The organism is Sphingomonas sanguinis NBRC 13937, assembly GCF_001591005.1.
GTDB classification, from domain to species: Bacteria; Pseudomonadota; Alphaproteobacteria; order Sphingomonadales; family Sphingomonadaceae; genus Sphingomonas; species Sphingomonas sanguinis.
Genome location: NZ_BCTY01000049.1, coordinates 1 through 26,658, shown reverse-complemented (window position 1 = coordinate 26,658; position 26,658 = coordinate 1). Strand labels below are relative to the sequence as shown.

17 protein-coding genes are annotated in these 26,658 nt (G+C 68.0%); 7 read left to right on the top strand and 10 right to left on the bottom strand.

The annotated features are described in order from the left end of the window. Nucleotides 1-77: 77 nt before the first annotated feature. From pelF to SSA01S_RS15680, 8 genes are read right to left on the bottom strand one after another with little or no spacing between them, the layout of a single operon-like run. Nucleotides 78-1,565: a GT4 family glycosyltransferase PelF gene (gene pelF / locus SSA01S_RS15715; RefSeq protein ID WP_244885695.1), complete on the bottom strand. Its 1,488-nt coding sequence runs from the start codon at nt 1,563-1,565 to the stop codon at nt 78-80. Continuing rightward, a complete protein-coding gene (locus SSA01S_RS15710; RefSeq protein ID WP_156477857.1) occupies nt 1,541-2,395 on the bottom strand; it encodes a hypothetical protein in 855 nt (284 codons plus the stop codon). Before SSA01S_RS15710 ends, pelF begins: the two co-directional genes overlap by 25 nt. Then, nucleotides 2,392-3,411 carry a hypothetical protein gene (locus SSA01S_RS15705; protein ID WP_061781128.1) on the bottom strand — a complete coding sequence of 340 codons (1,020 nt, stop codon included), beginning with the start codon at nt 3,409-3,411 and terminating at the stop codon, nt 2,392-2,394. The genes SSA01S_RS15710 and SSA01S_RS15705 overlap by 4 nt, the downstream gene beginning before the upstream one ends. Further along, nucleotides 3,408-4,892, bottom strand: a complete 1,485-nt coding sequence (locus SSA01S_RS15700; protein ID WP_061781127.1) for a hypothetical protein — start codon at nt 4,890-4,892, stop codon at nt 3,408-3,410. Before SSA01S_RS15700 ends, SSA01S_RS15705 begins: the two co-directional genes overlap by 4 nt. Next, nucleotides 4,889-6,607 (bottom strand): hypothetical protein, encoded by a 1,719-nt coding sequence (locus SSA01S_RS15695; RefSeq protein WP_061781126.1) that lies wholly within the window; start codon nt 6,605-6,607, stop codon nt 4,889-4,891. Before SSA01S_RS15695 ends, SSA01S_RS15700 begins: the two co-directional genes overlap by 4 nt. Further along, nucleotides 6,604-7,476 carry a glycoside hydrolase family 191 protein gene (locus SSA01S_RS15690; RefSeq protein ID WP_240954526.1) on the bottom strand — a complete coding sequence of 291 codons (873 nt, stop codon included), beginning with the start codon at nt 7,474-7,476 and terminating at the stop codon, nt 6,604-6,606. The genes SSA01S_RS15695 and SSA01S_RS15690 overlap by 4 nt, the downstream gene beginning before the upstream one ends. Before the next feature lie 8 nt (nt 7,477-7,484). Beyond that, the gene (gene pelG, locus SSA01S_RS15685) at nt 7,485-8,882 is read right to left on the bottom strand and encodes an exopolysaccharide Pel transporter PelG (RefSeq protein ID WP_061781124.1); all 1,398 of its coding nucleotides are present in this window, start codon (nt 8,880-8,882) and stop codon (nt 7,485-7,487) included. Nucleotides 8,883-8,904: 22 nt separating this feature from the next. Further along, nucleotides 8,905-12,264, bottom strand: coding sequence for a M10 family metallopeptidase C-terminal domain-containing protein (locus tag SSA01S_RS15680; protein ID WP_061781123.1), 3,360 nt, complete (start codon nt 12,262-12,264; stop codon nt 8,905-8,907). A gap of 223 nt (nt 12,265-12,487) precedes the next feature. Between SSA01S_RS15680 and SSA01S_RS15675 the strand changes: the two genes are divergently transcribed. Continuing rightward, complete coding sequence (locus SSA01S_RS15675) at nt 12,488-13,168, top strand: response regulator transcription factor (RefSeq protein ID WP_170171281.1); 681 nt, start codon at nt 12,488-12,490, stop codon at nt 13,166-13,168. Continuing rightward, nucleotides 13,165-14,529: a sensor histidine kinase gene (locus SSA01S_RS15670; RefSeq protein WP_156477855.1), complete on the top strand. Its 1,365-nt coding sequence runs from the start codon at nt 13,165-13,167 to the stop codon at nt 14,527-14,529. The genes SSA01S_RS15675 and SSA01S_RS15670 overlap by 4 nt, the downstream gene beginning before the upstream one ends. Before the next feature lie 98 nt (nt 14,530-14,627). Here the strand turns inward: SSA01S_RS15670 and SSA01S_RS15665 are convergent, their stop codons facing one another. Next, the gene (locus SSA01S_RS15665; RefSeq protein ID WP_061781122.1) at nt 14,628-17,048 is read right to left on the bottom strand and encodes a TonB-dependent receptor; all 2,421 of its coding nucleotides are present in this window, start codon (nt 17,046-17,048) and stop codon (nt 14,628-14,630) included. Between the two features lie 108 nt (nt 17,049-17,156). After that, entirely contained in the window at nt 17,157-19,559 is a 2,403-nt protein-coding gene (locus SSA01S_RS15660) for a DUF3772 domain-containing protein (protein ID WP_240954524.1), read from the bottom strand. Nucleotides 19,560-19,780: 221 nt separating this feature from the next. On the opposite strand from SSA01S_RS15660, the gene SSA01S_RS19630 reads away from it, so the two are divergent. From SSA01S_RS19630 to SSA01S_RS15635, 5 genes are all read left to right on the top strand, one after another. After that, nucleotides 19,781-21,388, top strand: coding sequence for a sensor histidine kinase (locus SSA01S_RS19630; protein WP_061781120.1), 1,608 nt, complete (start codon nt 19,781-19,783; stop codon nt 21,386-21,388). Further along, on the top strand, nt 21,385-21,768 hold the full coding sequence (locus SSA01S_RS15650; RefSeq protein ID WP_061781119.1) for a response regulator: 384 nt from the start codon (nt 21,385-21,387) through the stop codon (nt 21,766-21,768). Before SSA01S_RS19630 ends, SSA01S_RS15650 begins: the two co-directional genes overlap by 4 nt. Further along, nucleotides 21,765-22,517, top strand: coding sequence for a Crp/Fnr family transcriptional regulator (locus tag SSA01S_RS15645; protein ID WP_061781118.1), 753 nt, complete (start codon nt 21,765-21,767; stop codon nt 22,515-22,517). Before SSA01S_RS15650 ends, SSA01S_RS15645 begins: the two co-directional genes overlap by 4 nt. Nucleotides 22,518-22,779: 262 nt before the next feature. Further along, on the top strand, nt 22,780-25,524 hold the full coding sequence (locus tag SSA01S_RS15640; RefSeq protein ID WP_170171280.1) for a TonB-dependent receptor: 2,745 nt from the start codon (nt 22,780-22,782) through the stop codon (nt 25,522-25,524). Next, entirely contained in the window at nt 25,524-26,618 is a 1,095-nt protein-coding gene (locus SSA01S_RS15635; protein WP_240954523.1) for a phosphatidylinositol-specific phospholipase C1-like protein, read from the top strand. Before SSA01S_RS15640 ends, SSA01S_RS15635 begins: the two co-directional genes overlap by 1 nt. Nucleotides 26,619-26,658 lie beyond the last annotated feature (40 nt).

The following is a 26,658-nucleotide window of genomic DNA, read 5'->3' as shown; positions in this document are numbered from 1 at the left end:
GCACCACATAGGTAGAGCCGTGTGGAAGCCCCCCTCCGTCAGCGCTGTGCGCTGCCACCTCCCCGTGCCGGGGAGGATCAGGGTCTGGCGGCCAATTCCCCATACAGCGCGCGGTACGCACCGATGATCGTCGGATGGTCATAGTCCCGCTTCACCCGTTCGCGCATCGTATCGCCCATGTCGCGACGCAGGGCGGGGTCGTCCATGATCCGCAGGATCGCCGCCGCCGTCGCCGCCGGGTTGACCAGCGGGGTCACGATGCCGCCATGGCCCTGGTCCGCGCCGCCCCGCCCCTCGATCATCTCGCGGCAACTGCCGACATCCGGCGCCACGACGGGAATGCCGCACGCGCCGCCCTCCAGGATGACGAGCGGTTGCGCCTCCGACAGGCTGGTCAGGACGAGCAGGTCGATGCGGTTCATCCAGTCCTCGATCCGCACCCGCCCCTCGAACGACAGGGCCTCGCCCAGCCCCAGTTCGACGACCAGCGCGGCGCATTCGGCGGCATATTCGGGGTCTTCGTCCTCCGGTCCCAGCACGACGAAGCGGATATCGGGCCGCGCGGCGTGAACGATGGCGGCGGCGCGGATATAGGTCTTTACGTCCTTGATCGGCACCACCCGTCCGAGCAGCGCGACGACGGGCCGCGCCGGATCGCGCGCATCGGGCAGGTGCGCGAAGCGGCCGACATCGATGCCGTTGGGGATCGCTCGCACCCGCGCCGCCGCAGCGCCCAGCCGCCGCTGCACCGCGTTATTCTCGCCATAGAGGGCGACGATGGGGTCGCAAACGTCGTAACAGGCCTCGGCATAGCTGGTGAAGGCCCGCACCCACAGGTCGCGCAGGTCGCGCACGCTGCGCTCCATCTGCAGGCCGGTGTCGATCTGGTCGCCGATCCACTCGGCCATCATCACCTCGATCTGCCGCTCGAGCAGATAGATGCCATGTTCGGTGATGAAGGCGGGCCGCCCCGTCTGATGCGCCGCGCGCGCCGCCAGCAGCCCCGCAAAGCCGGTCGAGATGGTGTGATAGACCCGCGCCTTGGGCAGCGACGCGGTCAGCACGGCGAGCAACCCGCCCAGCAGCGTGCGCATCGCCCAGAAATAATGGTGAAAGGACGCGCGCGGCAGGATGGCGCGGTAATGCCGCTGCAACCGCTGGAACATCGCCGGATGCGCCAGGATGTCGCCCGGCGCGGGCATGGGATGCAGCCCGGCGAACAGCTCCAGCAGGGTGGTGATCGCCTCGGGCCGCCCGGTCGCGACGAAGACCATCAGCGCATCGGCAATCCGCGTCGCGACCTGGGACGCCAGACGGTGCGGCGCTTCGGCGGCGGGGGCTAGACCGATCTCGGTGATGCCCACCACATTGGGCGGCGGGGTCATGCGGAAGGGCATGGCGGCGGGCCCCGGCTTGATCGCGACGATGGCGAAGCGGATTTCGGGCAGGCTGGTGATCAGGTCCTGCAACCAGCCCGACACGCCGCCGACGACATAGGGATAGGCGCCCTCGACGATCAGGCAGACATCCGCCTCCTCGCTCATCGCGCCGCCTCGGCCCGCCACCAGGGGGCCATGTCGTCATCCCCATCCGCCGCCGCGTACAGCCGATCGATCGTCGCATAATCGCGCGCCGCCCAGGCCGCCTCCACCGCCAGCCGGTTCGACTCCTCGGCCAGCCCACCCGTCTTCAGCAACGTCGCGGCCTCGTCGCGCAGATTCTGGCGCTGGCTGTCGGATAGCAGCCGGTTGGCGCGACCATGCTCGGCCAGCAGCCGCGCCAGCGTCTCGACCGCGCACCTGTCCCCCTGCGCGATCCGTGCCTCCAGCCCGGCCCGCTGCTCGGTCAGATTCTGGCCGATCCGTGCGGCGGCGGCGGCGGCGAGCGCGCGGATGGTCTGGTCGGGATCGTCGAGCATCTGCGCGACCAGCTGCGACAGGCCAGGCTCGAACGCCCGCACCACCGTCTCCAGCGCACGGCGACGCGCGGCGACCGAGCCATGGCGCAGGATCGCGACCAGCGAATCGAGCCCCTCGGGCGCGGGGTAATGGACCCGGCCGTCGAGCAGACGCGCCATGGCCAGCGCCGCGCCCTGTCGCCGAACGGACCGCGCGGAGAGCAGCGGCTCGGGCGGCGTGTCCAGCCCTCGCCGGGCGACCCACCGATCCGCCAACCCGCCCAGCCCTGCGCCGAGGATCAACCCGGCGGGCCCGGCCAGCCCCAGCACCGCCGCCATGAAACCGCCGCGCAGATCGGATCGCAGCCAGAGCGCATAGCCGATCCCCACCCACAGGGCATGACCCAGCAGCGCGACCGTCACCCCCAGCCCGGCCGCCATCGCCAGCGCGATCCAGGCCAGGTCCAATATGGCGAGCGCGCGGTAATGCGGTGTCACGCAACCCGTCCGGTCGGCTTGCCGGTGGCCGGCCCCGAACGGCCCGCCGCCCGGATCGCATGCAGCGTCCCCTGCCCCGGCACGACCAGCATCGGCCCCAGCCATCCGGCGATCTCGGTCCACTCGGCCAGGCGATGCGCGTTGAACGCCTCGATCGGCAGGGTGTGGAACAGCAACAGGCCCCCAACCGCACCGCCCGGATCGGCCAGCGGCACCGCCGCGACGCCCAGCCCGCCCAGCCAATCGCGGTCGGACCGCCGCGCGACGTGGCGGATGCGGGGATCGGCCAGCAGCGGATGGACCATCGCCGATGGCAAGCGCTCGGGCCGCCCCAGGCTGGTCCCCGGCACCCCCGGCCCCCGCAACCAGCTTTCCGCACCATCGGGCGTCAGGCGATAACAGGTAAAGTCATCGGTGCCTGCGGCCAGCGCGATCAGCTCGGCCATGGCGGCACGGCGGGCGGCGGGGTCGCTCGCGGCCAGCCGAGTCGCCGTCGCCACGACATGGCCGGTGGTGCGCGGATCGCCCGCCACCCGGCGTTGCAGGCTCTGATTGGTGCGGGTCAGCCGGTCATGCGCCTCGGCCAGCCTGGCGATGTCGCGAGTCGCCTGGCTGGCGTGACGCTCGGCCTTAGCCAGACGGCGTTTGCGCAGCAGCGTGACCTCGCCGATCGCCACCGCCGCGACACCCCAGAGCAGCGGCGGCAGCGACAGGTGGAGCAGGGTGTCCAGATAATCCCGCTCGGTCCCGTCGCCATGCGCCGCGACCAGCCACAGGACCGAGGCGACCGCCGCCGCCATGACGCCCGGCCCCGTGCCATAGACCAGCGCCATCACGAGCACCGGCACCCAATAGGGGCTGGGCCGCACGCCCGCGAAACCCGAACCGCCGGTCAACCGCTGGTCGATCGCGGCGAGCAGGGCGAAAGCGACCGCAATCTCGATCAGGATGCGCAGCCCGCGCCGAAGGCTCCGGCGACGCGCGGCGGCCTCGGGGCGCACGTCCTCGCCGGTCATCGCGGCGCCCCCAGGCTGCGCGTCAGCACCGCGCGGCCAAACAGCTGCTGGCCCGAAAAACCCGGACGGCTGACCGAGGTCAGACCGCCCGACGCCTCGACGCGCCACACCAAGCCAATAGGCGCGGCCAGCCCCAGGCTGGCATTGGGGCCGTCGCCGCCGAACCGGTCGACCGTCCACCCCGCCAGCCCGGTGACCTGCACCTCACCCAGCGCCTCGCCCAGCATCGCCTGGACGGTGTGATTCTCCCGGTCGGCGAGCGGGATGAGCGGCGTGCCCGCCGCGTCCAGCCCACTATTCTGAACATATTCCGCCTCGACCCGGTAGCTGAGCCCGAGCAGCGGATAGCGGCGGCGGATCAGGTAATCGATCCCACCCGCCAGCGTCACCGTGTCGCTGGTCCCGCGCCGGTCTGCCAGGCCATAGCGATTGATCCCGACATCCCCTTGCGCGACCAGCCCCGAGCCCAGCCGATAGACGCCGCCGATCGCCCCGCGCGACAGATAACCGCCCGCCAGCACCTGCGCGGGCGTGACGTAATCGGGCATGTGGCGGGTCAGCGTGACCCGCAACTGCGCCTCGGCCGGGCCATAGGTGATCCGCGCGCCGCCGCCCATCACGCCGTCGTCCAGTACGGCCGAGGCCAGCAACTGCAACCGCACCGCGTCGCTGAGCGCCACGGCCAGCGCGGCGTCGACGACATTCGCCCGTGCTTCACGCGGCCCGGCGGTCGTATCGACCCGGCTTTCCAGATGCCGCAAGCCCGCACCGACGCCAACTGTCGCGGCGACCGGCACATCCGCCCGAACGCTCGCCTCCAGCTGCGCCAGATCGCCGCCTTCGCGCGCGACCAGCCCGGCGCTGGCGGTGCCGCCTGCCGCCGCCATTACCCGCTGCGCCGCACGGTCGGTCGCGCCCTGTGCGCGATAGTCGCGGCCCGCCCCGGCGATGTCATTGTCCAGTGCCCGCGCATCGGCGAGCAACCGCGCCGCGCGACGATCATCCGGATCGCGCGCCAGCAGCGCCTGCGCCTCGCGGCGGCCCCGGCCCGGATAGCCGGCCGCCAGATCCGCCTCGATCACCGCATGAGCGAGTTCGCTGGCCCCGGTGCGTGGACCGCCGGGCGTCTCGTCGTGCGCAATCCGCTGGAAGGCGACGATCAGCATCGGGCCGATCAGCCGGGCGTCCATGCTCCACCCGCTGGCGGGCCGCAGCACCAAGCTGACATCGTTCCAGCGCAGGTCGCCGACCGCCTCGCCCGCACGCTCCTGGAACATCGCGATCGCGTCCGCCGAGGGCGGCTGGTCGGACCGGACGATCACCTCGCCCTCACCCCGCTCAAGCGTCAGCACCGCGCCGCGCGGCCAGACCAGGCGCGGCTCGCCATCCGCGACGATCCGGTGATCGGCGAAGATCGCCTCGGGCACCACCAACTGCGGCGCGCCCGCTCCGGCGGTCAGGGGCGTATCGCTGGCGATCATGGCGTCAGCACCGCGCGGGCGCGACCCGGCTGGCCCGCCGCAATCAGCATCCGGGCCTGCAGCGCCGCCAGTTCGGTGTCGCGCGGTGCCTCGCGACGAAGGCGCTCGACCAGTGCCAGCGCCTCGGCCCGTCGCCCCAGCCGGTCGAGCAGTTCGGCCCGCACCCGGCCACCGGGGGTCTGCGCCAACGCCCGCTCCAGCCAGGGCCGCGCCGCCGCCGTGCCGCCCAGCTTGGCCTGCGCATCCGCCATGAGGCGCAGGGCGGTGGCATCGTTGGGCGTCTCGGCCAGATAGTCACGCAACTGATCGCGGGTCCGCGCCGCATCCCCGGCATTCCACGCTGCCCAAGCCAGGTCGAGCCGGTCGCGCGGCCCCGCCACGCCCCCCGCGATCCGCCGTTCGGCCAGCAGATGCGCCTGATGCGGCTCGATCCCTTCGGCAAGCGCACTTACCCGCCGCAACATGCCCGGCTCCAGCACACGTCCGTCGAGCAGCACCGCCATGGCCCGCCGCACCGCCGCCCTGTCCCCCGCCGCCTGCGCCAGTTGCAGACGGAGCAGCGCGATATCGGTGCGCGCTGCCAGCGGATGACGCTCGGTCACGGACAGCGCGGTCGCGGGTGCCTCCCGCTCGGCATAGGCGGCCAGCCAGCGCGACTGTTCGGCGGCGGGCCCCGACAACGCCTGGGCGCGAAGCCATGCGCGGTCCTCCTCCGCCGGGCGTGGACCCATCAGGTAGAGAAGCCGCTGGACAGCGGGCGCGCCGACCGGCTGGCCGCTCGCGGCACGGCGCAGGAGGGCGATGGCATCTTCCCGCGCGCCCAGCGCCAGCAAGCGCTCGGCCAGGTCCGACAGCGGTGCGCCCGGTCGGGCCGCCTGCGCCAGAATCTGTTGCCGCTGACCCGCCCGGTCACCGGTCTGCGCCAACAGATCGGCCTGTGCCGCGTCACGCTCGCCCGCCGGAAGCGCCGCGATCGCCCGCTCCGCCCCGGCCCGGTCGCCTCGGCGGAGCGCCACCCGCAGCGCCAGCCAGGGATCGCCCGCTCGCCAGTCCGCTGCCCTGGTCCGCTCCAGCGCGGCGATCCAGTCGAGATGCCCCTTGGCCTCCGCCCTTTGGGCCAAGTCATGCGCCAGCCGGGCCTCGGGCGGCGGGATCGCGCCCGAGGCGGCGGCGGCGATGATCAGATCGGGGCGATCCAGCGCATAGCCCGCCGCGATCAACGCAGGCGGCGCGACGCCCGATGGCCGGCGCGCGGCCTCGGCCAGCAACGTTTCGGCCTCGCCCGTGCGACCCAGCTTGCGCAAGGTCTCGATCCGCAACGGCCAATGGGCGGGCGCGGCACCATCGGGACGCTCGGCCAGATAGGCGAGCGCCACCGCCGGGCGGCCATTGGCGATCAGATCATAGGCAACCTGCGCGGTGGTGACCGGGACCTGCTGCTCGATCAGCGTCGCGGTCAGCGCGGCCAGCGTCGCCGCATCCCCGGTCTTCAGCGCCGCCGCGAGATCGGGATGCGTCGGCACGGGCGCGGGCGTGGCGACGGGAATCGGATCGGATATCTCCGCGACCGGCGCGGGGGGCGGCGCGGCGCGGCGCTCGGCCTGTTCCACCTCGCGCGCGCTGGGCATCAGGAACAGGCCGAGCGCCAGGATCGCACTCCCCGCGCCTACGGGCAATGCGATCGCCATCCAGCGCTGGTTGGCGCGCCGCATCATCCCGACGGCTCCGCGATCAGATGATCGAGCGCCAGCGTCGCGACATAGGGCCGGAACCCCGCCGCTCGCTCGCGCGCATAGAGCGACGCCACTGTCCGCTCGTCCGCCGGGTCCCAGTAATCGAGCGTGGTCAAGGTCAGGCGCGGATTGCGGGCCTTGGCGGCGCGCAACCGCTCCGCCTGCCATTGCCAGTCGCTGTCGGACAGCATCTCGTAGCGCTTCTGCGCGAAGCTCCAGCGCGAGGCCATGGATTCGCCGAGCAGATAATCCAGATGCACCGCCGAGTCGGGCAAGGCGGCATAACCTCGGTTGAGCATCAGGCGGATGCCCGGGAATCGCGCGCGCAGGGCGGCGACCAGCGCCGCGCCCGCCGCCACCATGCCCTTGTTTTCGATCGGATTCTGTCGCTCCATCGCCTCGGCGTTATCGAGCGTATCCATGAAGATTCCGTCATAGCCCTTGGTCAGGATGGCGGGCACGGCGATGTCGATCAGGGTGCGCCGCCATTCGGGATGGCGCAGGTCGACATGGCGCGCATCGGGCCAGTCGGGATTGGCCGCGCGCAGGGCCCCCGCCCGCTCGAGCGCGGCGAAATAGGGCCGCCCCTTCTCCACCTCGCCCAGGCTGACATAGCCGAGCAGCGTACTGTCCTGCCCGCGCAGCGGCGCGATGGGTCGTGCGTGATGCGGCTCCAACACCAGCAGGTCGAAACGGCGCGCGATTTCGGGATCGGTCGCCGCCCCGTAATCGACGCCCCAGCGCCATGCGGCCGCCCCATTGCCGCGCCCCTGCCGCGCCACCGCCGCCAGCCCCAGCGCGCCCATGCCCATCCCCAGCATCGCGCGGCGTCCCATCATCATGTCGGTCATGCCCGGTATCACGCCCAACGCCCCTCGCGCCCGACGACGGCGGGGTTGTTGCCGACGAACAACAGATAGACCAGCCGAATCGTGGCATCCGCGACCAGCGCCAGCCCGACCGAAGCCCCGACCACCGCGCCCGCCATATAGCCCCAGCCGAACGCCGCCGATCCCGCATCCCATTGCAGCCACACCGCCAGCGCACTCGCCAGCGCGAAGCTCGCCCAGATCAGGACGACGCGTGCGAACAGGTCGTAATAGGACAGGACGATGGTCGCCCCGATCGCGATCAGGTGAAAGACCGTGCCCGCCGCGCTGTGGCGAAAGGCGAAGATGCCGCGCGGGTCGGCCCCGATCAGCTCGAACAGGGGCACCGCCAGCACCCAGGCAAGCGCCGCGACCAGCGCCTGCATCAGCACCAGCAGGCGCAGACCGTCGAGCAGCGTGACGACCAGCTCGGTGCGCGCCTCCTCGATCCGGGCGAGCGTGGAGGTGCCGGTACAGCGCGCCATGAGGTCGCCGAAGCTGCGGTCGAACCGGGTCTCGCTGACGATCAGCACCAGGGTCAGGCCGGGCACCAGCGTGAGCAGGCCCAAAAAACTGCCGCCATCGTTGATCGGGTTGAGCCGCAAGGCGCCCAGCGCCACGACGCTGCCCGGCCCCATCCAGAGCAGCCATTTGTCGACCCAGATCGCCACCGCCCCCGCCAATCCCGCCGCCGCGACGATGCCGCCCAGGCGCAGGCCGATCAGGTCGCGCGGCGGCAATATGGGGGCCGCGCGAAAATAGTGGCGCAGAACGATCAGGATCGCACCCAGCGTGACACCCGCGCCCGCCGTCACGATCGCCAGCACCAACGTCCCGCCCGGCGAGGCAATCAGCGTCAGCAACGCCACCGCCGTACCGATCCCGATCAGATAGGCGACCGGCACCGCCCGGTAGCGGCGCAGCGCGGTCAACATCGGCGAGGCGATCCAGATCTGGGTCAACCACGCGAGCAACAGGCTGGCGAGCGCGGCGCGCAGGAACGGCAAGCCGGCCAGTCCCCCGAACACCAGCGCCCCCAGGCCCAGTGCCGCGACCCCACCGACGGCCAGCGCGACGATCAGGATGCCCGGCACCCCAGCCATGTCGCGCGCGAACAGTCGGTCGGCGGCCAGCCGCGTCGCCAGGATCGCGATCGGCCCGGCGACCAGCGCCGACAGGCTGAAACCATAGATCAGGACCGTGCGGACCATGTCCGCCTCATCCGCGCCGACCGCGCCGGGGGCCCAATGCTGCAGTCCGATCATCGCGACAGCGGTGATCAGCCATGGCCCGGCACTGATCAGCGCGCCGTGCAGCGCGGCTCCGGCGATGCCACCGACCCCGCCCTCGCGCGCCATTCTGGCCAATTGAAAACCGATGCCCGCCATGACAGCGGACCCTAGGGCCTAATTATAAATAAAAATCACTCGCCGTCAGATTATGGTGCCCGAGCAAGGCGATAGAGAAATCGGCGAGGTTCAGCGCGTCGGTGTTGCCCTCGACGATAGTATATTCCTTGCCGCCGATCATCTGATAGCTGAAGCGCAACTGGCCCGCGCCGGTGAACTTGGCGCCGGGCGCGCTCAGGAAGGTGAAGGCCTGGTCGCCCCGCGCGAAGAGCGAGGTGTTGGCGTCGATCGCCGACAGGTCGATCTTGTCCTCGCCCGAGCGGAAGTCGGTGATGACGTCGCGCAGCGAGGAGGCCGGGCTGTCCATGGTCGACTCGAAACGGAACACGTCCTTGCCCGCGCCGCCGGTCAGCGTGTCCTTGCCCCAGCCGCCGATCAGGATGTCGTCCCCGTCGCCACCGTTCAGCGTGTCGTTGCCTAGTCCGCCGATCAACTTGTCGTTGCCGCCCAGCCCGTTCAGCACGTCATTGCCCCAGCCGCCGTCGAGCACGTCCTGCTCGCCGGTGCCGTTGATCGTGTCGTTGAAGATGGTGCCGGTCTTGGTGATGCCGATCACGTCGGTCACGCCGATCGACAGCGCCTGGGTATCGATCGCGCCCTTCGCATCGGTCGCGATGACGGTCACGTCATAGACATTGTCGTGATTGGCGTCGGTCGGGTTTTCGTAATCGGGCCCGGCGATGAACTTCAGCACGCCGGTCGTCGCATCGATGGTGAAGGCCGCGCCGTCACCGCCCGCCGCGATCGAATAATGGATCGAGTCGCCCAGGGCGATATTGGGATCGGTCGCGGTGATGGTGGTGACGGCGGTGCCGTTCTCCGCGATCGCCATCTTGGCCGCATCGGCACCGCCGAACGAGGTGATGGTCGGGCCGCTATTGGCGACATGGCCGATCGCCACGTCATGCTGGCCGATCGATCCGATATCGATGGTCAGGATCTCGCCGACCAGGCTGGTCATCGTCGCGCCCTTGACCGTCGTCCAGTCGCTGCCCGGTGCCTTCAGGTCGATCACGACCTTGCCCTCGCCCACGACCGAGAAGCTCAGGTCGCGCCCGTCGCCGCTCAGCGAAATGAGCGAGGCGCGCATGGGCAGGTCGGTGATGTGGGTCACATCGTCCGCCGCCTGGCCCATGGTGATGGTGTAGGTGCCGCCCGCCTTGGGCAGGAAGACCTTGTTCGCGTCATAGGCATACCAGCCCGCCACGTTCTGGATCACCTGGCCCGGCTTTTGCCCGTCGACGTCCAGCGCGAAGGTGCCAAGTGCCCCCGCCGACGACACCTGGGCGGTGATCGTATTACCCGACACGGTGGTGGTGATCGACGCCTGGTGGAACGCGCCGATGCGCGCGGCCAGATCGGCCAGCGTCACGAACTCGACGCCCGCCGCCGCCGCCTTGGCGACGAAGTTGGTGAACATCGACGTGACATAGGGGCTCTTGGTCGCGTCGCCGGTCCACTGGGCGGGGCCGTAATCATGCCACGGCCACACAATGACCGGCGCATCGGCGTGCGCGGTCAGCGTCGCCAGCTCCTTGGCCCATTCCGCCTCCGCCTCGGCCACCGTCTTCTTCTGAAACTCGATCAGCGAGAAGTCGAACATGGTGTTGGGCGCGAGATAGACCTTGCCGTCCGCCGCATTGCCCGGCGTCTGATAGCCGAAGGCATTGGGATAGCCCGCGCCAACACCGGTATAGCCACCCGACAGATAGGTGACGTATTTCAGGATCTCCTGGGTCGTCGCGATCGTCTCGGGCGCGCCGGGCACCGCCGCACCGCCCAGCGACACCTGGCGGCCCAGATAGGCGCTCATCTGCTTTTCCAGCTCGGCGCGCTCGGCCCCGAACTCATAGGCGATCTGGTCGGGGGTCAGGACATTGGTGTCCTCGGGATGGGTATAGCTGTGCAGGCCGATCTCGTTGCCCGCCGCCATCATCTCCGCATAGATGGGCGCCGATACCGACCAGTCGGTCGACCGCTGCTGCGCCGGGTCGTTGCCGATATTGACGTAATAGCTGCCGACGAAATTATAGAGCGCCTTCCACTGGTCGAGGATGGGCAGCAGCTTGGTATAGATGCCCGCCGAGCCGTCCTCGGGCTTCACTTCGTCCGAATACTGGCTCTGGTCCATGTCGACGCGCGACGCGAACAGCCCGGCGTCACGGGTCATCTGAAGCCCGACATGCAGGCCGCCGGTGCTGGCCGAGCCGTTCACCGAATAGCTGATCGCCTTTTGCAGGAGATTGTCGTCGGCCATCGCCGCTTCGGTCGAGAAGATGACGTTGCGGCCACCGGTCTTGGTCGCGATGGCGGCGGCGTAATCCTGCCCGTTGACCGTCTGGGTCGCGATCGTCTCGCCGGTGCCGCTGACGCTGGTGAAGGCGTTCCAGCCGACGCCCTTGTAATCGCGGATCGTCTCGCCGACCGTATAGCCGTCGAGCACGTCATGGTTCGCGTCCGCCGCCTTGATGGTGACGTCGGCGGGCCAGCCGCCGGTCACGCGCGTGGCGTCGAACAACAGCTTCATGCGCGCATAGCTGTCGCCCGCCAGCGCGCTGCCGTCTGCCGCGTTGGTCATGAACTCGCCCGCCGCGATCAGGCCGATGCCGAACTGCTTGGTCGCCTGTTCCAGCGTATGGGCGATGGCATCCGCCTTGTCCGCCTGGACGTTGCGGAACGAGGGGAAGACGATCGAGTCGTACTTGGCCAACGTCGACAGGTTGGTCAGATCGTCTTCGGTGATGATGTCGAAGGGGGTACCCGCCTGCATCGCCTGGCTCTGCGCGGCCATGAACAGCTGCGAATAGGCGGTCTTGCTGAAATAGGCGTTGGCGGTCGTCTCCGACCAGACGATCGCGATCCGGTGCGAGGGGTCGGCGGTGATGCCGGTGTCGTTGAAGACGGTGAAGGGCTTGGACGAATAATTGCCGGGCAGGAATACCTGGTCGTTGACGTCGAACAGCGTGTCGATCGCCTGCGGGTTGCCGATCGCGGCCTTGGGCACGCGGAACTCCACCGTCTGGCGGTCCGCCGACCACGCCGCCTGCAGGCCCGCCATCACCAGCGTCTCGCCCGCCCCGCCCTGATAGAGCGAGACGGTGCCATCGGCGTTGAAGTTGACGTTATATTCGGCGCCACCGGCGAAACCGAACACCTGATAGCCCGTCGTCGCGTTGCGATCGGTGTTGAGCCAGGCGGTGGTATTCGCCCCGATCGCCATCGGCGCGGTCATCGCGAAGATGAAATCGGTGCCATCCGCCCGGGCATAGATGGAATAGCCCTCGCCCAGCCCGCTATCGATCCGGTCGGTCGCGTTCCAGTCGGACAGGTTGCCGTCGATCGTGATCTCGGTCGCCATCATGCCATCCTCCGGCCCCGCCCGGGAGCCTTGCGACGGGTCCGACGATGCGTGGGACGCGTCTTTTTCCTCTAATGTCCGCCTATTACGCATGACGGGCGCGTCATGCAGTGGTTAACTCTCTGACCACCTGTCCCGATTGTTCCAACGCGATACGAACAGGACGATCTTGCCACCGGAATTCTGGCCGATAGGGCGGAACGGCGTTGACGTTTTGGAAACCAGTATGAGTCTGCACCTGATTCTCGTCGAGGACGACGCCGCCTATGCCGAGGGGCTGGCCGCCGCGCTGCGGGCGCTCGGCCACCGGGTCGAGCATGTCGGCGACGGGCGGCTGGCGCTCGCGGCGATGGACCGCGAACAATATGACGCGGTGATCCTCGACCGGATGATGCCGCGCCTCGACGGGCTGTCGGTGGTCGAGACGTTGCGCGCGGGCGGGATCACCGTCCCGGTCATCATGCTGACCGCCTTGTCCATGGCATCGGACAAGGTCGACGGGCTGGAGGCGGGCGCGGACGATTATGTCATCAAGCCGGTCGATCCCGAGGAGCTGAACGCCCGCATCCATGCGGTGCTGCGCGGTCGCCGCTGGACGGTCAGCGAGAGCGACACGATCCGCGCGGGCGACATCGTGGTCAGCCCGACCAGCTTTCGTGCCTGGCGCGGCGGCCGACCGATCACGCTGGCCAATCTGGAGCTCAAGCTGCTGACCGAGCTGGCGCGCCATGCGGGCGAGGTGCTGACCCGCGCCATGCTGATCGAGCGGGTCTGGGGCTATGATTTCGAGCCGGAGACCAACATCGTCGACGTCTATATCCGGCGGTTACGCATCAAGCTGACCGAAACCGGCGGCGCGGACCCGATCGAAACGGTGCGCGGGATCGGCTATTCGCTGAAACCATGATCGAACGCGCGATCCGGCGACTGTCCCTGCGCGGCCTGACCGCGGGCGTCGTGGCGCTGTTCCTGATCGCGACGATCGCCACCGGCGTGTCGATCCTGGCGGCCAATCGCGTGACCGTGGCACAGCTGGTCGACCGCCGGATCGATGCGATCTCCGACGTCGTGCTGGAGCGCGATCCGGGCGAGGGCCTGCCCGACAACGCGACGCTGCTCGCGCGCATCGACGCGCTGTCGCGAGAGCGCGACACGGGCGATATCGGCCTGTTGCTGACCGGCCCCGATGCGACGCGGCTGGGCGGCAATATCCGGCTGAACCGCCCGCTGCCGCTCGGCCGATCCGACCTACGCCAGCGCGACGGCATCATCGGCCTGTCGCATGGCCGCGCGCTGGTCCGCGATGCGGGCGCGGGACGGCGGCTGACCGTGGTGGCGGAGACCGAGCCGTTCGACAGCTATCGCGGACGGCGCACCCGCATCTTCCTGATCGGATTCGGCTCGATCATCCTGATCGTGCTGGGCGGCGTCATCGCCTTTGCCAGGCTGGTCGGCCGCCGCATCGGCGACCAGCGCGCCACCGTCGAGGCGATCGTCGCCGGGAATATCCGCCACCGCGTGCCCGTGACCGGGTCCGCCGACGAGTTCGACCGCCAGGCCGCCGCCTTCAACCATATGCTCGACCGCATCGCCGAGCTGATGGAGGCGATGCGCGGCCAGTCCAACGACATCGCCCATGACCTGCGTACGCCGCTCGCCCGGTTACGCGCGCAGGTCGCCGCGATGGCCGCCGATGCGCAGGACCCGGTGCAGGCCGAACGCGCCCGCGCCGCGCTGGCCCAGTGCGACACGCTGCTCGCCATGTTCGCCGCCCTGCTGCGCATTGCCGAGATCGAGGGCGGCCACCGCCGCGCCGGTTTCGCGCCCTTCGACCTGCCCGCGCTGGTCGAGGAGACCGCGACGATGATGATCCCGGTCGCCGAAGAGGCGGGCCAGGCACTGTCCGTTGCGGTCGAGCCAAGCGGCGCGCCATTTGTCGGTGATCGGCAGTTGCTGACCCAGGCGCTGGTCAACCTGATCGGCAATGCTATCAAATATGGCGGGTCGGACGCCGCGATCCGGGTGAGCCTGCGCGCCGACGCGGGAAAATGGACCTTGCAGGTCGCCGATACCGGCCCCGGCATCGCGCCCGAGGACCGTGACCGGGCGCTGCGCCGCTTCGGGCGGCTGGACGAAGCGCGCGGAGCGGCGGGCCATGGCCTGGGCCTGCCCCTGGTCGACGCGGTCGCACGGCTGCACCACGGGCGACTGGTGCTGGACGATGCCGCGCCAGGGCTGGTCGCCACAATTGTGCTACCCAGACCATAAACCCCGTTCCTCCCCTGCAAGGGGAGGAATGAGGCATAATAAAAGGGGCCGCCCCGAAGGACGGCCCCTGGCTAGTCGCGGTTGGAAAACCCGTCGGCTCAGAAGCGAACCGTACCCTCCAGGCCGATGGTGCGCGGCGGGTTGAAGTTGCCATAGTCGCCCAGCGTCGCGGCGTTGGCGGCCGAGCGACGATAGATGAAGGTGTTGTTGAGCAGGTTGCGGCTCCACAGCGACACGGTCATCTTCGTGCCATTCTCGGTCAGCGGCAGATCGGCCAGCGCGATGCGACCGTTCATGACGAAGGTCTTGTCGGTGCGGGTCGTCTCGTTCTGGAAGCTATAGGCCGGGTCGGCATAGTTGCCGTCCAGGTGGAAGCGGACCTTGGCCTCCGAACCCGGCAGCGGCACTTCGTAATCGGCATAGGCCGAGGCGGCGTTGCGCGGCGTGTACACCACGAACACCTGGGTCAGCGCGTTACCCAGGAAGGGGTTCGGCGTCAGCGGCACGTTGGTGTAGGTATAGGCATAGGACGCCCCCAGCGTCAGACCCTCGGTCGGGTTGACGGTCAGGTCGGCCTCGACACCACGGATCTTCGAGGTGCCCGGCGCATTGCGGGTTTCCTCGGTGTGGAGGTTGTAGGTCGGGCTTGCCGGATTGGTGTCGACATTGTCGAAGTCGATCTGGGTGCCGGTGCGGTCCATGATGTACCCGGCCAGGTTCAGGCGGACGCGGTGCTCGAACAGGTCCATCTTCGACCCGATCTCATAGGCCTTGACCGCTTCGGGACCGAAGGCGGCGAAGGTCTGCGAACGGTCGTTGGCACCGCCCGCGCGGTAGCCGGTCGAGTATTTCGCATAGAGATGGATCGTGTCGGTCGCATCGAACGCCGCCGTCACCATCGGATCGAACCGGTTGTTCTCGAAGGTGAAGGGGAAGTTGGTCGACTTGCCCTGCACCAGGTACAGCGTGCCGTTGCGCTTGTCGCGGGTATAGCGGCCACCGACGGTCAGGTGAAACGCGTCGAAGCCTTCCGGCGTGTAGGTCGCCTGGGCGAAGGCGGCATAGCTATAGGCGCGCGCAAAGCTGCCGCGCTGCAGGAAGAACGAACCCGGCGCCCAGCCCTGGTTGCCCGAGGTGATGGTGCCCAGCGCGGTCTGCGACAGGATGGTGTAGCCGGTGCCGTCCGCGTTCCACTGGTTGGTCGACGGGGTCGCCGCCACTTCGCGGGCGTTTTCGGTGAAGTAATAGAGACCAGCGACGTAATCCAGCTGCGGCAGGCTGCCCACCGCCTGGAATTCCTGGCTGAACTGGTGCTGCTGCATGAACGACAGGCTGTAGCGGCTGAACTTGCCGTTCGGCAGGAAGACCGTGCGGTGCGCGCCGCCCGAATTGTCCCACTGGTCGGTCGTGACGCCGCGCCACGCGGTGATCGAGCGCAGCTCCAGGCCCGGTGCGACGTCATAGTTCAGCTTGGCCGAGAAGCCGTGGGTGCGGTCGACGCTATACTGCTGCGGAACGCCGATATCGGCGGTCTTCATGCGATTGTCGCCCGACACGACGACCAGCGGCGACAGCGGCGCGATGGTGCCCGAGGGCAGCTTGCCGTTATTGGCGTTGATCTGCGCGATCGTCGCCACGGGCAGGCCGCGCGGGTTGTAGTTGATCAGCTGGCTGTAGAAGGGCGTGTTCTCGTCCTTCGCCTGGTCATAGGACAGCTCGGCCGAGAAGCCGTCGACCGGCTTCCACACGGCGGCAACGTGACCGCCGACACGGTTGTACGCGCCCCAGCCCACGCTGCCCGGCAGCGGGTTCTTCACGAACGGGTTCTGGTGCTGGATCACGCCGTCCAGCTTGATCGCGATGTTGTTGAACTCGGGCAGGTTGACGTGCGCGGCCGTGTTGTACGCGCCATAATTGCCGAAGCCCGCGGTCAGCGAGCCGCCGAACTTGCCGGTCGGCTTGGCGGTGACGATCGACAGCGCGCCACCCTCGGTGTTGCGACCGAACAGCGTGCCCTGCGGACCGCGCAGCACTTCGACGCGCTCGATATCGAACAGCGCGGCGTTCAGACCCTGCGAGCGGCCGACATAGACGCCGTCGAAATAGACGCCGACGCCGGTGTCACGCGCGGTCTGGTTCTGGTCGAAGGGGACGATGCCGCGGATACCGACGGTCAGCGCCGACTGGCGCGCCTCGAAGGTGGCGACACGGAGCGAGGGGACCGAACCATCGGCCAGGTCGAGCAGGCTCTGGACGTGACGGTCCTTCAGGACGGTCGGGTCGAGGACCGAGATCGCGATCGGCGTCTTCTGCAGGCTGGTCTCGCGCTTGGTCGCGGTGACCACGATTTCCTTCAGCTGGCCACCATCGGCGGGATCGGCGGGATCGGCCGCCGGGGTCGCCGGATCGGCGGCGGCAGCGGCGGTCGGCTTGGCATCGGCGGCGAAGGCCGGTGCGGCCGTCACGGCCAAGAGCGCGGTGCCGCCCAGCAGCGTGGCGCGAATGAAATGGCTGTTCATGGTGATTTTTTCCCTATCCCCCGATCGACCGTCAGGTCGTCGCTGGCCGCGCGGATAGGGGCGCTCGAAGAATCTGGTGTTACCTTTCCATGACCAATGGGGACTTGTTCATTTCATCTTGGCTTCATCTTCGCCCGGTGTCGCAGCCCCCGCCCCGCCGCCGGAGCGGATCAGCTCCATCTTTTGCGGCAGGGTGCCGATCTCGATGCCCTTGCTCCGCAGCGCCGACAGCAGCGTGAACAGGACGGCACTGCGCGTCGAATAGGCCGCACGCGGGCTTTCGACATGGGCAAAGCAGTTGAAATGGATTCGCCCGTCGATGATCGAGTCGATGAACGCCTTGGGCGTCGGATCGGACAGCACCGCGGCTTCGCTGGCGAAACAGTCGAGCACGATGGTCCGCACCACGTCCGCATCCGACTCGATCGGCACGGAAAACTGAATCTGGATACGCCCCAGCGGCCCGGCCAGCGTCTTGTTGAGCACCGACTTGGTGATGAGCTCGGAATTGGGTACGATCAGCGTCGAATGATCGGCCAGCTCGATTTCGGTCGAGCGCACGCTGATCCGCTTGACGTCGCCCTCATCGGTGCCGACGCGGATCAGGTCGCCGATCTTGATCGGCCGCTCGGCCAGCAGGATCAGGCCGGACACGAAATTCTGGGTGATCGCCTGAAGGCCGAAACCGATGCCGACCGACAAAGCGGACAGCAGGAGCGCGATCCGCTCCACCCCGATGCCCAGCGATGCGAGCGCCCAGATGACGGCGAGCGCAATGCCGATATAGCGTGCGACCAGGCTGATCGAATTGCGGCCCGATCCGTCCAGGTCGGTCGCGGGTAGGTAACGCTGCTCCAGCCAGCGCATGAACAGGCGCACCAGCCCCAGGCCGACGAACAGCACGACCAGACCCTGCAGGATCGCGCCCGGCGATATCCACACATTGCCGACCTTGATCCCTTCGGCCACCTTGCCGAGCTGGTCGAAGATCGCCCCCGGATTGCCGCTCGCCCCGAACGGCTTCAGGAACATGCCGAGCGCCAGCAGGATCAGCGCCAGCCGGACCACGCCCGACAGGATCAGCCCGAACTGGTCGACCATCGCCCCGCGAATGCCCAGCGCGCGGGTCAGGGTGATGCCGACCCGGCTGTCGCGCACGAAGATGGTGGTGGCGATATCGTCGGCGGCGACCAGCATCAGGTAGAGCGCCGAGCCGAGCAGCACGGTCCAGCCGATCATCAGCGCGACGAACCAGCTGAACCAGATATAGCCGATGATCAGCGCCAGACCGGCAATCCCCACCGCGATCCAGGCGAACAGCGTCGCGACGCTCAGGCCTGCGCTGACCCCGGCGCTGGTCGTCTCGTCCTGTGTCGCGCGGCGTGCGCGGATCTGGCCCAGCACCACCAGCGTGGCGACGATCAGCAACAGGTGCAGCAGCGCCTCGGTCGCCTGGGTGGCGATCACCGCGCTGCGGCTGCTGCCGATTGCCAGCTCGAACGATCCGATCATCGCGGTGGTGAAGGTCAGGATCGTCAGCCCCCAGGACAGGGGGCGCAGGCGGCTGGCCGTCTCGTCGTCGATCGGCGCGATCCGCCAGGATGGCTGGCTGCGCATCAGCACCGCGCCGGTCACCGCCGCCGTAAAGCCCGCAATCCCCGCCGCCCGGACGAACCCGTTCAGGAACCCGGTCCAGCGTTCCGGCAACAGCCCCGACCAGTGCAGCCCCTGCACCAGCACGAACGCGGCGGCGAGCGGACAGACAGTGCCGACCGCCACCCGCCAGAAGGTGTTGGCGGATCGCCGCACCCGGCTGGGCGGTGCCTCGGCGATCAGGCGGCGCTGCGCCAGCCGGTGCGCGCCCAGCCGCACCGGCCCGATCAGAAGGATCGCCAATGCAAAGCCCAGCAGCGCGTGCCACGGAACGCCACCGCGCCATTGCCGCGCGATCTGCTCGCCCCCCTGTTGCAGGAACAGGCCGACGCGCCGGACATCGCGCGGCGCCTGGTCGAGCACGACGATCCAGAAGGCGGGGCTCAGCGGCGAGGGCGCCTTGGTCGACAGCTTCTCGTTGAATTGCTCGGTCTGGCCCTGGTCGATCTCATCGATCAGCTGCCCCGCCTCGACCCCGGCCAGCCGCCCGCGCTTGATCGCGGCGTCCAGCGTGGTGCGCAAGGTGGACAGGCTCTTGCGCTGGGCGGTCAGCTCGGGCGCTTCGATTTCGCCGGGGGTGACCGGGCCCAGGCCGGTGATGCGCGCATTGACCAGCGCCAGCTGCTCGGACAGGTCGGACACCGCCTGGCTCGTCGCGTCCTTGGCCCCCTGGGCCCGTTCGCGCAGCGCCCGGCGATCATCGTCGTCGACCCGCGCATCGAGCGCGCGGTCGACCGAGCGGACCTCGACCTCCGCCTGGGCGATCTTCGTGGTCGATGCCGCCGCCGGATCGCCTTGGGCACGCACCGCGCTCGGCACGGCCAGGGTCCAGGCTACCACCAGGACCAAACCCATCATCAGGATACGCAAGGAACGGAACGAAAGCGAAGCGGACATGGATCGGCCAAAGGTTGCTGGTCCGCCTGCTCATAGCCGGGCAAGGGCGGTCATGCGAGGGGGCGGCGCAAACCGGTACAGCTCCTGTCGGCGATCCATTTGCCACCCTGTCCGAAATCGTGTGTAGCTGGGGAGCCCGCACCGGCCGGGATCGTTTGGGGTACGATCGGGATTCTTCACACATGACTGAACTGGCTTCCCTTCACGGGCAAACGACCCTGTCCGAGCCTCCCACCGGTCCGGTGCCGCGCGATGCGCATGTGCTGGCGGGCATCAATCGCATTCTGCAGGAAGCGCTGCGTGCCTCGACGGAAGAAGAGTTGGGCCGCCTGTGCCTGGAAGTGGCCGAGGACCTGACCGGCGCGGCGTTCAGCTTCTTCGGCGAGCGGCGGGATTCGCTCGACCGGCTGGATCATATTGCGATCAGCGAGCGCGGCTGGGCCGCTTATGCCGGCGACAATCCCGATTATAAGGCCCGGCGATTGCCCAACGGCATGCAGATCCACGGCATTTTCGGCCAAGTCATCCTGCAGGATCGCAGCATGATCGTGAACGATCCCGCCAGTCATCCCGCCCGGGTCGGCACACCGGAAGGGCATCCCAGTCTGCGCAACTTTCTGGGCGTGCCGCTGCGCCGCGATGGCGAGACCTTCGCCATGATCGCATTGGGTAACCACCCGACCGGTTTCACCGAGCGCGAAAAGGCGATCATCGAAGAACTGGCCCCCGCCATCGTCCAGGCGCTGCTGACAAAGCGGGCCGAGATCGCATCGCGCGCCAGCCAGCGCCGCCTCCTGACCCTGATCGAGGGGATTCCGCAGCTCGTCTGGACCGCGACGCGTGACGGGCAATGGACCTGGGTCAGCCAGCAATGGGTGGCGGCGACCGGGCTGAGCGTCGAGGAGAGTTTGGGCCATGGCTGGCTGGCGGCGGTCCATCCCGACGACCGCGACGCGGCGCGCCGCTTCTGGGACGGAGCGGGCGAAGAAGCGGGCGAGCATGGCGACTTGGCGATGGAAGGGCGGCTTCGTCATGTCGAGACGGGGCGCTATCGCTGGTACAAGACCCGCGCGACGCCGGTGCGCGACGATCATGGCCGGATTGTCGAATGGTTCGGCACCTCGACCGATATCGATACGCTGCGCCGCCTGCGCGAGCGGCAGGAAACACTGGTCGCCGAGCTTCAGCACCGGGTGCGCAACATCCTGACCATCGTCCGATCGATCTTCACCCGCACCGTCGAGAATGGCGGTCCGCTCGACGAGATTGCGGATCATTTTCGCGGCCGTCTCGATTCGCTGGCCCGCACGCAGGTCGTCGCAACCCAGACCCGGTCCGGCCGGGTCGACCTGGAAAACCTGATCCGCGACGAGTTATTGGGGGTCGGCGCGATCGAGGATGACCGGCTGTCGATCGAAGGGCCCGACGTCGCGCTGCCCGCCGATACCGCGGAATCCCTGGGGTTGGCGATCCACGAGCTGACCACCAATGCCCTGAAATACGGAGCGCTGCGGCACCCCGCCGGGCGGCTTCATATCGCATGGCACTTGGAACATGGATCAAATGGCAAATGCGAACTGATTGTAAAATGGGATGAAACCGGTGTACCAGCAATGCCGGTTCCACCCGCGAGACAGGGATTCGGAACCGAACTGATCCGAGAGGCCTTGCCCTATGGGCTCGGCGCGCGGACCAGACTGGATTTTCGAGGTGGCGGCGTGCTGTGCGTGATAACGCTACCATGGATAAACGACGAGGCCGACACGCTGAACCGGAGCACCGAGGGATGAATCGCCGATCGCCGCTGGCCGACAAGCGAATCCTGGTCGTCGAGGATGAGTATTTCATCGCGCGCGACCTGGAGCGGATGTTGCGCGCCGCCGATGCGATCGTGGTCGGGCCGGTGGCGACGCTGGAACAAGGCTTGACCCTGGCCGAGACCCAGCCGATCGACGCCGCGGTGCTCGACGTCAATCTGGCCGGCGAGCGCGCCTTTGAGATCGCCGACCGGCTCTCGGCCCGCGACGTTCCCTGGACCTTCCTCACCGGCTATGACGAATGGGCGCTGCCTGCGGCCTATCGTTCCGCCTCGATCGTCGCCAAGCCTTTTCAGGCCGACCGCATCATCCGCGCGATCCACGCGCTGATGCCCGATAAAGGACACGCATGACCCGCCCCGTGACCGCCCCGCCCCTCTCCGTGTCCGACGACGTGATCGCTCCTGCGCTCCGCCGCCTGTCGGCCCTGAGCTCGCTGGAGGCGGCCGACCTGGCTCTGCTGCATGCGGCGATGGAAGTGTCCCAAACCCATCCGCCGCGCCACAATTTCCTGACCCTGGGGCGGCCGATCGCGGCACCGTTGCTGTTGCTGCAGGGCTGGGCCGCGCGGGTGCGTATCCTGCCCGATGGGCGTCGGCAGTTCATGAGCTTCTATCTGCCTGGCGACGTAATCGGCGCGACGCATCAGGCGATGCCGATCGCCTCGGCCACCGTCATCGCGATGACCGAAACGATCGTCTGTCCCGCCCCGGCCGCCCCCGCCGGGTCCGGCCTGGCCCAAGCCTATGCCGTGGCCGAGGCACTGGACGAGGCCTATCTGCTTGGCCATGTCGTCCAGCTCGGCCGATTGAACGCGCAGGAGCGGATCAGCGACTTTCTGCTCGAAATCTATGAGCGGCTGTCGCTGGCTGGGCTGACCGTGGGCGGCAGTTTCGAGATGCCGTTGACCCAGGAAATGCTGGCCGACGCGCTGGGCCTGACCCCGGTGCACGTTAACCGCATGATCCAGCAGGCGCGTCGTGATGGCGAACTGATGTGGAAATCGGGCCGGGTCCTGCTGCGCGATCCCGAGCGCACCGCGCGCACCATCGGACGGCAAAGCCCACAGGTGACGACGCAACGGGTTGGCGCGAGCGGCTGAAACCCGCCCCGGTGCGGAAAAGAGGCGGTTGGAGTGCGGACTGCCGCTTGCGGCATGCCCTCACCACCATAGCATATTTGGGTCCACTCGCCTTGCCGGGCAGGAAGCCAATGCTCAGCCGTTAAACTCACAGAATTTTGATGACCTGCTGCACGCACCCTACCAATTTCATACCAATGTCATCAATTTTACGCCAATCTGACACCGACCGATCCTAACGCCCCCGCCGAACCGGCAAGACAGCCGATGGGGGATTTTGATCATGCTTACGTTTCGCAGCCTGTTGAAGGCGTCTGCCTCGCTCATCCTGGCGACCGGCCCGCTCGCCGCCCATGCGCAGGACGCCGCGGCGACGGCCGCCGCCGCGCCGCAGGCGGCGGACAGCAGCGATGGCCAGAGCGACGAAATCGTCGTCAACGGCACCTATGCGCGCAGCCTGGCGGCGGGCATCGAGACCAAGCGCCGCGCCGCTTACGGCGTCGACTCGATCAGCTCGACCGATATCGGCAAGTTCCCGACCCAGAACGTCGCCGAGGCGCTTCAGCTCGTCCCCGGCGTGGCGATCACCCGCCCGCGCGGTGAAGGCCTGTATGTCAGTGTCCGTGGCCTGGGCCCGCAGTTCCAGAACACGCTGATGAATGGCCGCACCATCGCGCTGAACGACCTGATCGAGAATGGCGGCGCGGCCGGTCGTCAGTTCCGCTTCGAGATGCTGCCCGCCGAATTCACCTCCAGCATCGACGTGGTGAAGACCCCGACCGCCGACATGAGCGAGGGCGCGCTGGGCGGCAATATCGACGTCAAGACCTTCCACCCGCTGGAGGTCGGCAACAAGACGACCGTCAATATGCGCGGCACCTATACCAGCCAGACCAAGCAGGTCCGCCCCAACGTCACCGTGCTGACCAGCGCGAAGAACAGCGACGGCACCTTCGGCATCCTGGCGGGCGCGCAATATTGGGGCAAGACGGTCCGCAACGACCGCTTCATGAACTTCGGCTGGCTGCTCGACCGCTATGTCGATCCGACCGACCCGAACGCCCCGAAGCGCGGCGGCGCGCCTGCGGGTCTCTATTCGCCGACCCGCACCCGCCCCACCGTCGAGACCGAGGATCGGAAGCGCATCTCGGGCATCGTCTCGGCCCAGTGGCAGCCGACGCCCGAACTCCAGACGACTCTGGACGTGGTCGCGACCCGGCTGGACGTCGCCTATGACGAGTTCGGCCTCGACATCTATCCGGACGACAACAACGTCTCGATCGGCGGCGTCAAGCAGTTGCCGACCGTGCTGCAACCGGGCTATACCGTCGTCGGCGACACGATCACGAAGGCGACGATCGCCAACGCCCGCTTCATGGCGTCGCGCGAATACAGCCTCAATCGCCATGACCTGATCACCATCGGACTGAAGCAGACCTGGAACCCGGATCGCTGGCATGTCGCCGCCAACGTCAACTGGTCGGCCGCGCACAGCTATCACCCCGACTACCGCACCGGCACCGTGCGCAGCCGTGCCTATTTCATCGCGCCGCTGACCTATGACGCCAGCGGCGGCTATCAGAACATGCCGACCTTCACCACGCCGGTCGACGTCACCAACCCGGCCAATTACAAGCTGTACCAGTTCAACATCGCGCCCAAGGACAGCAAGGACTGGGATTTCTATTCGCGTCTCGACGTCGGCCATGATTTCGACGGTTTCCTGTCAAAGCTGCAGGCGGGCGGCGAATATCACTGGCGCAAGCGCGACTATTTCCGTCGCGACTATCTGATCGACACCGCGACCAACCAGCCGCTGACCAATCTGGGCGCGGGTGCCTATCAGCAGCTGCCCTATGACGACTTCCTGTCGGGCGTGTCGGGCAATGCCTTCCGCAACTGGCTGGTGCCGGTGACGGCGGCTTATGTCGGCAACTTCTTCACCCCGGCAATCGCCGCACAGCCGCTGACCAACGGGGACCTGCGCTCCTCCTTCGTCGTGTCGGAAAAGATCGCCGCCGCCTATATCCGCGCCGATTACCAGTTCGATGCGGGCCAAGTGCCGGTCAGCGGCAATCTAGGCGTCCGCTATGTTCATACCGATCAGGTAGCGAGCGGCACGCTGATCGTTCCCGCCAAGAATCTCGAGATCAACGGCAAGCCGATCCCGGACGGCACGCAAGTACCGCAGGCGGTCAGCTACCCCAAGACGTTCAACAACGTCCTGCCCAGCTTCAACCTGCGCGCCGACCTGACGCCCAAGCTGGTCGGTCGCCTCGCCGCCAGCCGGGTGCTGACCCGTCCCAACGTCACCGACACCGCGCCGCGCATCACCGTGTCGACCGACGCGCAGACCGCCAGCGGTGGCAACCCGCAGCTGGTGCCCTTCCTCGCCACCCAGTTCGACGGGTCGCTGGAATGGTATTTCGCACCGTCGGGCATGCTGTCGGGCGCGGTCTTCTATAAGGCGATGGACGATTACATCACCCAGTCCAACACCCAGATTGACATACCGAACCGTGGCACCGTCCGCCTGACCACCTCGGTCAACGGCGGCAATGCCAAGGTGTATGGCGCAGAAGCCGCATACAGCCAGGTCTTCACCTTCCTGCCCGCGCCGTTCGACGGCTTCGGCATTCAGGGGTCCTATACCCATACGGAAGTGAAGGCCGACTACACGGCGGGTTCGCGCAACATCAAGGACCAGCTGATTGGCCTGTCGAAGAACAGCTTCAACCTGGTTGGCTTCTACGACAAGGGCCCGCTGTCGGCGCGTCTGTCCTATGTCTGGCGCGACAAATATCTGTCGAGCACGGGCAGCACGGTGCAGGCACCGACCTATGTCGCGGCCTTCGGCTCGCTCGACGGCCAGCTGTCGGTGCGCGCCGCCGACAACCTGACGCTCAGCCTGGAGGGCATCAACATCGCGGGCGCGCATCAGGACACCTATAACGACAGCAAGATGCGCTTCGGCGAGATCAACTATTATGGCCGGACGATCCTGTTCGGCGTGCGGGCGGAGTTCTGATGAAGGTTTTGCTCACCCTGGCGGCGGTCCTTGCGACCGCCGCCGCCCCGGCGCCGCGGGCGGCCCTTCGGATGAACGACATCCAGATGGTCGGCTCGCATAACAGCTACAAGAAGCGGATCGCGCCCGCCGTCTTCGCCGCGCTGGAACAGCGTGATCCCGAGCTCGCCGCCGCGCTGGATTACGATCATCTGACCTTGGCGCAGCAGCTCGACCGGGGCGTGCGCCAGCTGGAGATCGACATCTTCGCCGACCCGGAAGGCGGCCGCTTCGCGCATCCCAAGGGCGAGGCGATCGCAAAGGCCGCAGGTGAGCAGACCGGCTTCGACGAAGCGGCGATGATGAAGCCGGGCTTCAAGGTCTTCCACATTCCGGAAGTCGATTATCGCTCCTGCGGCACCTTCAAGCAGTGCATCGGACAGATCGACGCCTGGTCGCGCGCGCATCCGCGTCACCTGCCGATCATGGTGACGATCAACGCCGCCGACCGGCCGATCAACAAGCCCGGCGTCACCGACCCGCTGCCGCTGACCGCACCGTTGCTCGATGCACTGGGCGGCGAGATTCACGACGTGCTGACGCCGAACCGGATGATCACGCCCGACGACGTGCGCGGGAATGCAAAGACCCTGCGCGAGGCGGTGACCACCAAGGGCTGGCCGACCTTGGAGAGCGCTCGCGGGAAAATCTACTTCGTGCTGGATACGCCTTCGGACGTGTCCGATATCTACCGCGCCGGGCATCCTTCGTTGAAGGGCCGCCCGATCTTCGGCTGGTACGACACCGACCAGCCCGAGGCCTCGGTCGAGATCGTCGGCGATCCGCGTACCGACGGGGCGAAGATCCGTGAATGGGTGAAGCAGGGCTTCATCGTCCGCACGCGCAGCGACGCCGACACCAAGGAAGCGCGCGACAACGATCACACGCGCCAGCAGGCCGCGATCGACAGCGGCGCACAGGCGGTGTCGACCGATTACTATCCCGGCGCGCCGACGCGGGCATGGCACAAGGGCTTCACCGTGACGCTGCCGGGCGGGGTAATGGAACGATGCAACCCGGTGACCCAGCCTGCCGGGTGTAAGCTGCCGAAGTAACGATCCTCCCCTGTAAGGGGAGGTGGCAGGCGCAGCCTGA